Source organism: Xylophilus rhododendri (assembly GCF_009906855.1).
Taxonomy (GTDB): domain Bacteria; phylum Pseudomonadota; class Gammaproteobacteria; order Burkholderiales; family Burkholderiaceae_C; genus Xylophilus; species Xylophilus rhododendri.
This window is the reverse complement of sequence record NZ_CP047650.1, coordinates 4,979,631-4,992,188: the sequence shown is the minus strand read 5'-3', so window position 1 is coordinate 4,992,188 and position 12,558 is coordinate 4,979,631. Positions and strand designations below refer to the sequence as shown.

At 67.9% G+C, this 12,558-nt stretch carries 9 protein-coding genes; 3 read left to right on the top strand and 6 right to left on the bottom strand.

Annotation, left to right across the window (positions count from 1 at the left end):
* Window positions 1-46: 46 nt before the first annotated feature.
* Together GT347_RS23095 and GT347_RS23090 are read right to left on the bottom strand one after the other, a co-directional pair.
* A complete protein-coding gene (locus tag GT347_RS23095) occupies window positions 47-1,000 on the bottom strand; it encodes a GntR family transcriptional regulator (RefSeq protein WP_160554423.1) in 954 nt (317 codons plus the stop codon).
* A 65-nt stretch (window positions 1,001-1,065) separates the two neighbouring features.
* A complete protein-coding gene (locus GT347_RS23090; RefSeq protein ID WP_160554422.1) occupies window positions 1,066-1,959 on the bottom strand; it encodes a LysR family transcriptional regulator in 894 nt (297 codons plus the stop codon).
* 108 nt (window positions 1,960-2,067) lie between these two features.
* Between GT347_RS23090 and GT347_RS23085 the strand changes: the two genes are divergently transcribed.
* On the top strand, window positions 2,068-3,054 hold the full coding sequence (locus GT347_RS23085; RefSeq protein ID WP_160554421.1) for a Bug family tripartite tricarboxylate transporter substrate binding protein: 987 nt from the start codon (window positions 2,068-2,070) through the stop codon (window positions 3,052-3,054).
* Window positions 3,051-4,031: a M14 family metallopeptidase gene (locus GT347_RS23080; RefSeq protein WP_160554420.1), complete on the top strand. Its 981-nt coding sequence runs from the start codon at window positions 3,051-3,053 to the stop codon at window positions 4,029-4,031. The genes GT347_RS23085 and GT347_RS23080 overlap by 4 nt, the downstream gene beginning before the upstream one ends.
* An 83-nt stretch (window positions 4,032-4,114) precedes the next feature.
* Here GT347_RS23080 and GT347_RS23070 read toward each other — a convergent pair whose 3' ends face one another.
* The 4 genes from GT347_RS23070 to serA all read right to left on the bottom strand — a co-directional run bounded on the left by GT347_RS23070 (window position 4,115) and on the right by serA (window position 10,999).
* Complete coding sequence (locus tag GT347_RS23070; protein ID WP_229722942.1) at window positions 4,115-5,929, bottom strand: primary-amine oxidase; 1,815 nt, start codon at window positions 5,927-5,929, stop codon at window positions 4,115-4,117.
* A 164-nt stretch (window positions 5,930-6,093) separates the two neighbouring features.
* On the bottom strand, window positions 6,094-7,275 hold the full coding sequence (locus GT347_RS23065) for a hemin-degrading factor (protein ID WP_160554418.1): 1,182 nt from the start codon (window positions 7,273-7,275) through the stop codon (window positions 6,094-6,096).
* A gap of 14 nt (window positions 7,276-7,289) precedes the next feature.
* Window positions 7,290-9,617: a TonB-dependent hemoglobin/transferrin/lactoferrin family receptor gene (locus tag GT347_RS23060; RefSeq protein ID WP_160554417.1), complete on the bottom strand. Its 2,328-nt coding sequence runs from the start codon at window positions 9,615-9,617 to the stop codon at window positions 7,290-7,292.
* A gap of 149 nt (window positions 9,618-9,766) precedes the next feature.
* Entirely contained in the window at window positions 9,767-10,999 is a 1,233-nt protein-coding gene (serA, locus tag GT347_RS23055) for a phosphoglycerate dehydrogenase (RefSeq protein ID WP_160554416.1), read from the bottom strand.
* Window positions 11,000-11,239: 240 nt separating this feature from the next.
* Here serA and ugpB point away from each other — a divergent pair, with 240 nt between their 5' ends.
* Window positions 11,240-12,550 (top strand): sn-glycerol-3-phosphate ABC transporter substrate-binding protein UgpB, encoded by a 1,311-nt coding sequence (gene ugpB / locus GT347_RS23050; RefSeq protein ID WP_160554415.1) that lies wholly within the window; start codon window positions 11,240-11,242, stop codon window positions 12,548-12,550.
* The last annotated feature ends 8 nt before the right edge of the window (window positions 12,551-12,558 follow it).

Below are 12,558 nucleotides of genomic sequence, written 5' to 3'. Positions count from 1 at the left end.
CCCGAACCAGAAAAAACGGGCCGAAAAATACAAGCCGCCAGGGCCTTCAGGACGCGCGGGGCGCGAGCGGCCGCGCCGGCTCCAGCGTGCCCGCCACCCGCTGCTCCAGCAGGTCGCTGGCGCGTTCGAGGTGGGCGCGCAGGATGCCCGCGGCCCGGCCCAGCTCGCCGGCGGCCACCGCGTCGAGCACCGCCAGGTGCTCCCGGCAGGAGCGCTGCAGGGCCTCCACATCCACCAGCGGATAGTCCGACAGGTCGCTGATGCGGCGCAGCCGGTTCTGCTCCTGCACCGCCCGCAGGTAGTAGCGGTTGCCCGAAGCGCTGGCCAGCAGTTCGTGCACCTCGGCATTGGCGTCGAAGAACTCCAGCCAGGACCGGCGCGTGGCATGCGCGATCAGCGCCTGCTGGCGCTGGCGGCTGGCCTCCAGGCGGCGTTTGTCGACCTGGAAGCCGGGCTCGGCGAGGGCGGCGCATTCGATCACGATGCGAAAGCGGTAGCTCTCGCGCTCGTTGTCGGCGTCCATGGTCTCGGCGAACTCCCAGCGCAGGCCGCTGCGGCCGCGCAGGATGCCGTCCTGCAGCAGGCGCATCAGCACCTCGCGCACCACCGAGGCGCGGGCCTGGTAGTGCTGCCGGATCTCGTGCTCGGTGACCTTGCTGGCCAGCAGGCCGGAGGTGCGGTCGCGCAGCAGGCCGTAGTAGAGCGCCAGGGCCTCGTCCTGCGGCAGCGCGCGCCGCGCCTTCTGCAGCTGCGCCCGGCCGGCGACCAGCCGCCAGCCGCGCCGCGGCTCATGCGCCAGCACCCCCACGCCATGCAGGTACTGCAGCGCCATGCGGACCGGCGTGCGCGACACGCCCAGGCGGCTGCAAAGCGCCAGCTCGGTCAGCTGGCCCTGCGCCGCTTCGAAGCGGCCGGCCAGGGCCTGGTCCAGGATCTGCGAACAGGCCTGCAGGCCCAGGGGGGTGAGGCTGCTGGCGGTGATCGGGCCGGAAACGGGCATGGCGGCGTGGGTGGGTGGATCGGCGGAAAAAAGGCAGATTCTCCATGCGCCCGGCGCAGCGGCATTCAGCGCGGCGCCGCCGAAGCCCACACGGCCTCGGCCAGCGCATGCAGGCGGCGCTTGGGCCGGTAGAGCCGCACCTCGAAACGCAGCTCCATGCGGCGCTCGCCGGCCAGCGCCAGCCGTTTGGCCTTGCAGTCGGCCTGCACCATGGACCAGGGCAGCCAGGCCACGCCCAGGCCCTTCTGCACATACTCGTGCAGCGCATCGGCCGAATCGCATTCGATGCGGCGCTGCAGGGCCGGTGCATGGCGGTTGTGCGCCAGGTGGTCCTCCAGCAGGCGGCCCATGGCCAGGCTGCGGCTGTAGGTCAGCAGCGGCACCGGCTGTTCTGCGGAGAGCCGGTAGGTGGGCTGGCCGGCGGCATCCGCACGGGCCACGGGCACCAGCTTGTCCGAAGCCAGGGCGATGAAGGAGAACTGCCGGCCGTCGAGCCGCAGCGTCAAGCCCGGGTGGTGGTAGACCAGCGAGAAGTCGGTCTCGTTGCGCTCCAGCAGCTGCACCGATTCGGCGAGGCTCGAGGTGCGGATGCGCAGCTCGGCATCGCGCAGCACCGGATGCAGGCGCACCAGCCAGTCGGCCAGCACGGTGCGCGCCAGCGTGCGGCCGGTGCTGATGGTGACGGTGCGCGCCTGCCGGCCGGCCTCGCCCAGCAGCTCCAGCCGCGAGCTTTCCAGGCCCGAGACCATCTGCCGCGCCGTGTCCATCAGCAGCGCGCCCGCAGGCGTGGGCCGAACCGGGCTCCTGCCGCGCTCCACCAGCGGCGTGCCGGCCCATTGCTCCAGCTGCTGGATGCGCCGGCCGAAGGCCGGATGGGTCACGTTGCGCTGCTCGGCGGCGCGGCTGAAGTTGCCGGTGTCGATCAGCGCGATGAAGTCTTCCAGCCATTTGACCTGCATGTGTCGATCCGATCGCCGTGCCGTATTGGCAGGGGATTGTGCCTACTCGGCACAAGCAGCCCGGGCGTCGCGCCGAAAAATCGCCTCACTGCAACCGAGGTCCCACGCATGAAGTCTCTCCGCCTGTCTCCCCTGCGCCGCGCCGCCATCGCCGCCTGCCTGCTGCTGCCCTTCTCCGCCGCCATGGCCCAGGGCAATGCCTGGCCGCAGCGCCCGATCACCCTGGTGGTGGGCTATCCGCCCGGCGGCAGCACCGACCTGGTGGGCCGCACCCTGGCCACCGACCTCTCGAACCGCCTGGGCCAGCCGGTGGTGGTGGAGAACCTGGGCGGCGCCGGCGGTTCGCTGGCCGCGCAGAAGGTCGCCATGGCCGCGCCGGACGGCTACACCCTGCTGGTCGGTGCCAACAACGAGATCGCGATCAACGCGCTGGTACGCAAGTCGGTGCGCTACCAGATCAAGAACTTCACCCCGCTAGCCCTGCTGGCCACCCAGCCGCTGGTGCTGACCACCTCGCCGGCCAACCCGGTGAAGAACACGGCCGACTTCCTGAAGGCCGTGCGCGCCAAGCCGGGCTTCTATTCCTACGGCAGCTCGGGCGTGGGCACCGCGCTGCACATGACGGCCGAGATGGTCAAGGAAGAAGGCAAGGTCTTCATGACCCACATCCCCTACCGCGGCACCGGCCCGCTGACCACCGACCTGATCGGCGGCAGCCTGGACTACGGCGTGTATGTGCTCTCCAGCGCCCTGCCCCTGATCAAGAGCGGCAAGCTGGTGGCCATCGGCACCTCGGAGGCCAAGCGCTCGCCGGTCACGCCCGATGTGCCGGCCCTGGCCGAGAACCCGTCCCTGAAGGGCGTGGACATGAGTGTGTGGTTCGCCCTGCTCGGCCCGGCCGGCCTGCCCGAGCCGATCCAGCAGAAACTCAAGGCGGCCGTGGCCGACATCCTCAAGGCCTCGGACTTCCGAAAGAGCATGGAAGCCTCCGGCTCGGTGGTGACGCAGACCCAGCCGGACCTCAACGCCTTCCTGGCCTCGGAGACGGCCAAGTACAAGAAGATCGTCGAATTCGCCCACATCACCGACGAATGAGGATGGCCGGCATGGAGTTCACCCTGCAAAAGCCCGAGCTGGGCGCCTGGGCCGAGGGCAACACCGGCACTGCCGGCGTCTGGCGCTTCGACTCCGGGCAGCCCGGGCGGCACGTGATGATCACGGCCCTGGTGCATGGCAACGAGCTGTGCGGCGCCTGGGCGCTGAAGGGCCTGCTGGAAGCCGGCGTGCGGCCGGCACGCGGCCGGCTGACGCTGGCCTTCTGCAACCTCGATGCCTTCGCCAGCTTCGATGCGGCGCGGCATGACGACTCGCGTTTCGTCGAGGAGGACATGAACCGCCAGTGGTCGGTGGAGCGCATGGCCTCGGGCTCCACGCTGGAGCGGCGCCGGGCCCTGGCCCTGTCGCCCTTCGTGGCCGAGGCCGACTGGCTGCTGGACCTGCATTCGATGCACGAGCCCGGGCTGCCGCTTTCGCTCTCGGGCGTCTCGCCGCTGAACGAGGCGCTGGCCGTGGCCATGGGCACGCCGGAGTACATCGTGGCGGATGCCGGCCATCGCGATGGCGTGCGCATGCGGGACTTCGGGCGCTTCGGCGATTCGGCTGCCATCGCTTCGGGCGTGCGGTCGCTGCTGGTGGAGTGCGGTTTCCATGGCGACCCGGCCAGCCGCGCCGTGGCGCAGGACCAGTGCCTGCGGTTCCTGGTGCAGTCAGAGGCGCTGGATGCCGCGCAAGCCGAGGCGGCGCTGCCGGGCTGGCGGCTGCCCGACGCGCCTGTGCAATGGCTGCTGGAAGTGACCGGCGCGGCCGTGGTCGGCGGGCGCGACGTGCGTTTCGTCGAGCCCTACCAGGGACTGGAGCTGATCCCGGTCGCCGGCACCGTGATCGGCTACGACGCCGCAACCCCCATCGTCACGCCGCACGACGACTGCGTGCTCGTCATGCCCTCGCTGCGGCAGGCGCGCGCGGGTGTGACGGTGGTGCGCTTCGCCCGCCGACGCCCGGCGGTCGGCTGATCACGATCGCGGCACGTCGAGCGCCGGATTGCGGTCGAAGAAGGCCGCGGGCAGCAGCCTGAAGCCCGTGTGGGTCGTCGGCATCACCGGCCATTCCTCGGGCCGGGGATGTGGGTCACGCCCAGCGTGTACCAGACGACCACGTCGGTGTTCTCCAGCGCTTCGTTGTCGGCGATGTAGACCGGCAGCCCGCCCGCTGCCCGGTTCTGGTTGGGGTAAGGGCCGGCGGCATAGGCTTCTTCTGGCCGGTAGCGGGTGGCCCAGAAATGGCGGCCGATGAAGCCGGCGCGTTGTCTCACCGGCGCCTGGGGTGCCGCGTAAGGGATGGCATTGGTGCCCGGCGCGATGATGAAACCGGTGTTCTGGCCGAGTGAATTCCGCACCGAGGGATTCTTCACCAGCCAAGTACGCGCGGCCTGCATATCGACATGGCGTGCAGCCTCGCGTTCGGTTTTCAGCAGGGATTCGTGCATGAGAAATCCATTGCCGTAAGGATTTTCGGCGCCGGGCGCCATGGCACGCGAATTCATCTCGGCCACCGAGTTGTTCACCCCATCCACATCGAAATCCAGCCGGAAATTGAAGAAATGCTGGTGATGCGGCGCGACGATGTTCTGCGCCACCAGATGGCCCGAGCCGGAATCGTGGTGCCCATCGGCTTTCTGCTCCTTCACCCCTTTGGCCAGCATCAGGCCGGTGAGCGCCAGGTCGACTTCCATGGAGCCGTCCTGCTTGAAGATGTAGTTGATCGCGTAATCGTAATTGCCGATGGTGGCGACGGAAGACAGCACCAGTTCGCGGGCGCGCCGTGTCTCGTTTTTCTGGCCGACGCCGTCGTAATGCTTCCAGAGTATTCCGGCATCGCGCTCGTAAATCGCCACGATGCCTCTGCGCTCGACCACCGCGCCGGTGTCGTCGGCGAAGGCGGCATCCAGCAGTTGTGCATTCGGCGGTGCATCCCGGTCTTTTTCCAGGGAATAGCAATTTCGGCCGATGTTGTATTCGCCGACATCGAAAGCGGCGCGCCAGCGCCAGTTCACCGATGGATCGCCGTATGGCACCACCATTTCCGAAACCGCGGCACGGTAGAGAATCGGGCGGGATTTTCCCTGGTCGTCGTAGGAAACCGTGTGCAGCACCATGCCCTCGCGCGGATGCATGGAATAACGGAAATGCCATTTCTGCCAGGCGATCTCGTGGCCCTTGAGGGTGTAGCCGGCTCCCTCGGGCTGCGTGATCAGCAAGGGCGGCGGCGGCCTGCGCTGCGGGCCCACCGCGGCCTCGCTGAAATCCTGGGTCTTCGCGGCGACCGGCACCACACCCGAATCGATCAAATCGATCACCTTGCGGCGATTCAGGTCGACCAGCGCCACCACACCTTCGATCGGGCGGCCGTAATGGTTTTCGCCGTCGCCCTTGAAATACGGCACGCCGCGGATCAGGCGGCCGGAGAATTTCGGATCGACCACACCGACCGCCCAGCCGTCGATTTCGATTTTCCCGAAATCCGCCTCCTTGAATCCGCGCTTCTGCATGGCGGCGCGCCAGCGGGGATCGGCTTTGACGATTTTGCGCATGGCTTCATATTCGCTGTCCGCCAGCAGCGGCTGCACGCCCTTGATTTCCTGCCAGGAAATGGCGCGTTTGGTCTTCAGGTCGATGACGGATTCGTAAGTGCGGTTGAGTTTTCGGTCCATCACGACGGCGAAGGCCTCGCGCCGGTGTTCGGCGCCGTCCCGATAATTCCAGACTTCCGACTTCGGCGGCTCCTTCAATTGCACCGTGGAAAACAGGACATCGGCGGGAAAATCCGGCCTGGCCTTGAGCACGGCGACCGCGTTCTGGATTTCATCCGCTGTCAGCGGATCGAGCGGATGAGCCTGCGCGGCCCAGGACATGCAGGCCGCCAGGGCCATGGTGAGTTTCAGGCCAGGAAAATGGGGAAGTTTTGTCACGATCACCTCGGGCTTTCATTTTTCAGGTTGAAAGCCCGGGTTCTACAAAAATCCCCCCGGAAAATCCGGATGGATGAAATCCGATGCAAATCAGACGGATGGAAGCATCAGCCGGCCAGGCGCGGCAGGCCGCGCACCAGTTCCACCCAGGCGGCCGGCTGCGGCTCGCCCCGGCCATGCACACCGAAGAAACTCACGGCCAGCTGCCCCTGGTCGTCGAAGAACTCGACGGAATGGATGCTGCCCCGCTCCAGCAGCCAGGCCGAACGGAAGGCGCTGTCGCGCAGGTGCAGGTTGAACTTCGGGTCCAGCACATTGAAGTAGCCGCCGACCTCCTGGACCTTGTCGATGTTGCCGCTGTAGATCTCGGTGACGCCGGCATTGCCGACGAAGGCCATGAGCGCCACCTTTCGTGCCGCCGCCTCCTGCAGCAGGGGCCGCACGGCCCGGGCCTGCAAAGCGACGGCCTTGCCGGCGGGCGCCAGGCGGAAGGCCTGCTGCCGCTCCACGCCGAAGCGCGACAGCAGGCGGGAGAACTGGTGCACATCGGTGATCTCGCCCCAGGCCTGCTGCAGGCCGGGCTGATCCACGGAGGCATCCGGCCGATCGGCAGGCCGCGCCAAGACAGGCGCCACCGAAAGAGGCCCGCTCGAAGCCTGGGCGGAGAACTCGGCCACCAGCCGCTCGTAGGCCGCCACGTCCGACGCCTCGGTCAGATAGACCTTGTGCACAGCCTGCCCCTGCGCATCGAAGAACTGCAGGCTGCGGCTGGTCTTGCCCTGCGCGCCGGGCTGCACCACGGCGAAGGCGAAGTGCCAGACCGAAAAATCGGTGCGCAGGTCGATCGGCCCGCCGAGGTAGCCGACGACGCTCTGCAGCTGGCGCTGGCGTTGGGCCTCGGCCGCGGGATCGGCGGCCGGACGGGTCAGCCGCTCCGGCAAGGGCCGGGGCACGCCGGTGGTCTCGATCACGGCGTTCTCGTTACGGGTCAGGGCCATGATCTCGCCCAGGCCCAGCACGCGGCGCATGGCTTCACGGGCCGTGTCGCTGCCGTCGCGCAGGCGGGTGACGGTGCCGCCGGCCCGGGTGTTGAGCAACTCGGCTTCGGACACGCCGAGCTGCCGGGCCGCATCGCGCGCCGGCAGGCGGGGCTGCGAAGCACGCAGCTGGTCCCAGCGTTCAGACAGGGAGGGCTCGGCCGCGCGGACGGCAGTGCCCAAGAGGCCCAGGGATGCGGCGCCGCCGAGGGCCAGGCGCTGGAAGTTTCTGCGGGTGGTGGTGGTTGGCATGGCGAGAGTCCTTCTCAGAAGATCACGTTGAGGCTGACGCCGAGGTTGCGTCCGGGCATGGAAACCCGGTCGATCTCGGTGCGCTGGGCGGCGGTGCCGTTGGGCAAGGCCCGCACGGTGGCGTAGTTCCAGTACTTCTTGTCGGTGAGGTTGTAGAGGCCGGCGTTCAGCCGCACCTTCGGACTGAGGTTCCAGAAGGCGCTGAAGTCCAGCACTCCGAAGCCCGGCACCGCGAAGGTGCTGGTGGTGGAGCTGGCGATGACATCGCCCTGCGCCTGCCGCGCCTTCACCCCGGTGACGGTGCCGAACACGCCGAAGCGTTTGCCCGGATCGGTGTAGCCCAGCGTGGCGACCACCTTGGCCGGCGCCACCGAAGCCAGCCGGCCCTTGGCGCCGGTGCTGGTGTTGGTGGCGTTGCTCTGCGTCACGCCGCCGGCCAGCTCCAGGCTGTAGCCGCGCAGGCCACCGGACCAGGCGGCGCCTTCGAGCCGGGTGGAGAACTCGCCGCCCCAGATGTTGGCGCGGCCGATGTTCTCGGGCCGGTACAGGCCGAAGGTGACGGTGGGCAGGTTGACCGGGTCGGCCGCCTGGGCGGCGTATTCGATGAAGTCGTGGTAGCGGGTGTAGAAGGCGGCGGCGCGCACGGTGACGCCCGGTGCGGCCGCGCCCTTGATGCCCAGCTCGAAGGCATCGCTGGTTTCCTGCTTCAGGTCGGGATTGCCCAGCACCGCGTAGCCGGAGCTGCCGCCGGTGTAGCTGAAGGAGTCGTAGGTGCCGGTCTTCTCGGCCGCGGTGGGGATACGCACGCCGCGCTGGTACTGGGCGTAGGCGTCCAGGCCGGGCTGCATCTCCAGGGCCAGGCTCAGGCCGGGCAGGAGGTTGGTGTCGCTGTCGGTCTTCAACTGACTGGCGGCGCCCGTCACCGCCGTGGCGTAGCCGCTGGCGTCGGGTTTCATGCGCCAGTACTCGGCGCGCAGGCCGGGGGTGAGGGTGGCGCGGCGGCCGATGGCCTCGAAGCTGTATTCGTCGCGCATATAGGCCGACAGGCGGGTGGTGTCGGTATCGGCCATGCGGTTCTTGCTGCCGGTGCTGGTGCTGACCACGGCGCCGGCCGCGTTGGTGCGCAGCTCCGACCACGGGCGCTTGGAATTGCCCTGGTCCAGGCCGGCGCCGTAGCTCAGCAGGTGCGTGCCCAGCAGCTTGCGGGCATCGACGGTGGCGCCGAGGTTGTCGTTGTCGTAGCTGGTGGAGAGGAAACGCTGGTAGGTCTGGCCGCCGGTGACGTAGGGCGCCTGGGTGTCGTCGTCCTCGCTGGCGGTCTGCAGGTAGAGCCGGGTCTTGAGGGTGTCGAACAGGGCATGGGTGCCGATGCCGGGCGAATAGTCGTGGTCCAGGCTGATGCGCGCGCGCTGGGCCACGGCCTGCTGGGTGGCGCCGTTGGGATAGGTGGTGGAGGTCTTGTTGTCGTAGACGCGGTCGTTGTGGCGGCGGAACAGGTCCAGCGTCAGGCCGAACTGGTGCACCGGGTCGTCGGCCCAGCGGAACTTGGTGAGCAGGGCATCGGAATGCCAGTCGTCCGGATTGGGGGCGACGGCGCTGTTGTTCTTCGCCTCATGGCCGTCGCGGCGCGAATAGATGCCTAGCACCTGCACCTTGTCGAGCCGCGCCGCCGCGGTCACCGCGTTGGACAGGGTGCGGCTGGCCGACGAATAGCCGAGCTTGTAGGCGCCGTAGCGGGTGACGTCGCCCTGCAGGTAGTCCACCGGCGACTTGGTGATGAACCCTACTCCGCCGCCCAGGCCCTGGGCGCCGGAGCGCGCGGCGGGCGTGGTGCCGGAATCGATGCGCACCTCGCGGAACATCTCGGGGTCGATGTAGTCACGGCCCACGCCGAAGGAGTTGGCCGCGTTGCCGTCCGGCCGGGGCGCGGCCGGCGGCAGCTGGATGCCATCCACGTCCAGGCTGACCCGGTTGCCCTCCACGCCGCGCACGTTGTAGCCGGTGGTGCCGGCGCCGTCCCAGACATTGCCGCCGCCGCTGGTGGCGCCCGGCGCGCTGACCAGGGGCTGGTTGCGCACCACGCCGCCCATGTCGATGGTGCCGTTGCGCTCCAGCTCCTCGGTGCCGATGACGGTGGTGCTGCCGGCGGCCGGCTCGCGGTGCGCCTGCACGGTCAGCGGCGCGAGGTGGCCGTCGTTGTCTGCCGTGGTGTTGGTGGTGGCGGCGGTCTGCGCGAAGGCCGGGAGGGCCGTGCCGGCCAGGCACAGTTGCGCGGCGATGCAGACGGCGTTGCGGGACAGCCTGCGGCGCGCTGCGCCGGGGCCTGCGGGAGAAACTGACATGGTCGGGATCCTGCGAAAAAGACGTTCGCTGGCATCTCGACGGGCCGGCCCCGAGCGGGGTCCGGCACTGCAGTTGGCTGGCTGAGGGGCGTTATCTTAGATGATAAAGATTCTCATCTGGACGCCGTTCGTCGGCTTTTTTTGAAGTCTCAGAACAGCACGCGGCTGCGGATGGTTCCCGGCACCGCCGCCAGCTTCTGCTGGGCGACTTCGGAGGAGGCGGCATCCATGTCGATCACCACGTAGCCGATCTTCTCGTCGGTCTGCAGGAACTGCGCGGCGATGTTGATCTGGTTGTCCGAGAGGATGCGGTTGATCTCCGACAGCACGCCCGGCTTGTTTTCGTGGATGTGCAGCAGCCGGTGTTTGCCCGGGTGCGCCGGCAGCGCCACGGCGGGGAAGTTGACCGAGGACGTCGTCGTGCCGGTATCGCTGTAGCGCACCAGCTTCTCTGCCACTTCCACGCCGATATTGGCCTGCGCCTCCATGGTGGAGCCGCCGATGTGGGGCGTGAGGATGACGTTGTCGAGGCCACGCAGCGGCGACTCGAAGGACTCGTTGTTGCTGCCCGGCTCCTTGGGGAACACGTCGAGCGCGGCGCCCAGCAGCTTCTTGTCGCGGATGGCCTGGGCCAGGGCGTCGATATCCACCACCGTGCCGCGCGAGGCATTGATCAGGATCGCGTGGTGCTTCATGGCCGCGATCTCGGCCTCGCCGATCATCCACTGCGTGGCCGGTGTCTCGGGCACGTGCAGGGTCAGGATGTCGCTCTGCGCCAGCAGCTCGCGCAGCGTGGGCACCTGGCGTGCATTGCCCAGCGGCAGCTTGCTCACCACGTCGTAGAAGGCCACGTGCATGCCCAGGCCCTCGGCCAGCACCGACAGCTGGGTGCCGATGGAGCCGTAGCCGACGATGCCCAGGGTCTTGCCGCGGATCTCGTAGGAGTTGGTGGCCGACTTCAGCCAGCCGCCGCGGTGCGACAGCGCGTTCTTCTCGGGCACGCCGCGCAGCAGCAGGATGGCTTCGGCCAGCACCAGCTCGGCCACCGAGCGGGTGTTGGAGTACGGCGCGTTGAAGACCACAATGCCGCGCTCGCGCGCCGCCTGCAGGTCGACCTGGTTGGTGCCGATGCAGAAGCAGCCCACGGCCACCAGCTTGGGCGCATGGGCCAGCACGTCGGCCGTCAGCTGCGATTGCGAGCGGATGCCCAGGAAGTGCACATCGGCCAGGCGGGCCTTGAGTTCCTCGCCCTGCAGGGCCTTGGGCGCCGTCTCGATCTGCGTGTAGCCGGAGCTCTTGAGCATCTCGATGGCGGAGGGGTGGACGCCCTCCAGCAGGAGGATCTTGATCTTGGCCTTGTCCAGCGATGTCTTCGTCGTCATGGTGTCCCGGGGATGTGTGCGAGCGAGCGCGAAAGAGGGCAGAAATCCTAGCATGCTGCCCTGCAGCAAAGCCCGCGCGCCCGGGCCGTCAACGGGGCCGGCAGGGTCTTGTCGCGACGGGTTTCCCCGCTTCGGAACGGCTCTGGCAAGCAGGCAAAATGACGGTCACGAAAAAGACACGCAACCGTCACGCGGCAAAGCCACGATGCCCGGTTTGTCCATCCTTCTGCTGGAGACCTCATGAAGTTCAAGACCCTCGCCCTGGCCGCCGCGGCCGGCGTCCTCCTGGCCGCCAACGCGCAGGCGCAGACCGAAATCCAGTGGTGGCATTCGATGACCGCCGTCAACGGCGAATGGGTCAACGACCTCGCGAAGCAGTTCAACGAGAGCCAGAAGAGCTACAAGATCGTCCCGACCTTCAAGGGCAGCTACGACGAGTCCATGACCGCCGCCGTCGCCGCCTTCCGCGCCGGCAACGCACCCGACATCCTGCAGGTCTTCGAAGTGGGCACGGCCACCATGATGGCCAGCAAGAAGGCCGTCGTTCCCGTCAGCAAGGTCATGACCGATGCCGGCTACAAGTTCGACAGCAAGGCCTATATCTCGGCCGTGGCCGGCTACTACACGGCGCCCAGCGGCGAGATGCTGAGCTTTCCCTTCAACAGCTCGACGACCATCTTCTATTTCAACAAGGACGCCTTCAAGGCCGCCGGCCTGCCGACGGACAAGGCGCCTTCCACCTGGCCCGAAGTCGTGGCGGCCGCCGCCAAACTCAAGGCCAGCGGCCACAAGTGCCCCTTCACCACCGCCTGGCAGGGCTGGACCCAGCTGGAGAGCTTCTCCTCCTGGCACAACGTGGAGTTCGCCACCCGCGGCAACGGCCTGCAGGGCATGGATGCGCGCCTGAAGGTGGATTCGCCCCTGCACCTGCGCCACATCGAGAACCTGGCCAACATGGCCAAGCAGGGCCTGTTCGTCTACAAGGGCCGCGGCAACGTGCCCGAGGCCAGCTTCGTCTCCGGCGAGTGCGCCATGATCAACACCTCTTCCGGCTTCTACGGCAACGTGGCCAAGAACGCCAAGTTCGCCTATGGCCTGGCTCCCCTGCCCTACTACCCGGACGTGCAGGGCGCGCCGCAGAACACCGTGATCGGCGGCGCCAGCCTGTGGGTGATGTCGGGCAAGAAGCCCGAGCAGTACAAGGGCATCGCCTCCTTCTTCGACTTCATCTCCAAGCCCGAAGTGCAGGCCGCCAGCCACCAGCGCACCGGCTACCTGCCGGTCACCATGGCCGCCTACAAGCTGACCGAGGATTCGGGCTTCTACGCCAAGAACCCGGGCACCGACGTGGCCGTGACGCAGATGATCCGCAAGGTCACCGACAAGAGCCGCGGCATCCGCCTGGGCAACTACGTGCAGATCCGCACCATCGAGGACGAGGAACTGGAACAGGTCTGGGGCGGCAAAAAGACGCCCAAGGAAGCGCTGGACAGCATCGTCAAGCGCGGCAACGAGCAGCTGGAACGTTTCCAGAAGGCCAACAAGGGCTGAAGTCCGGC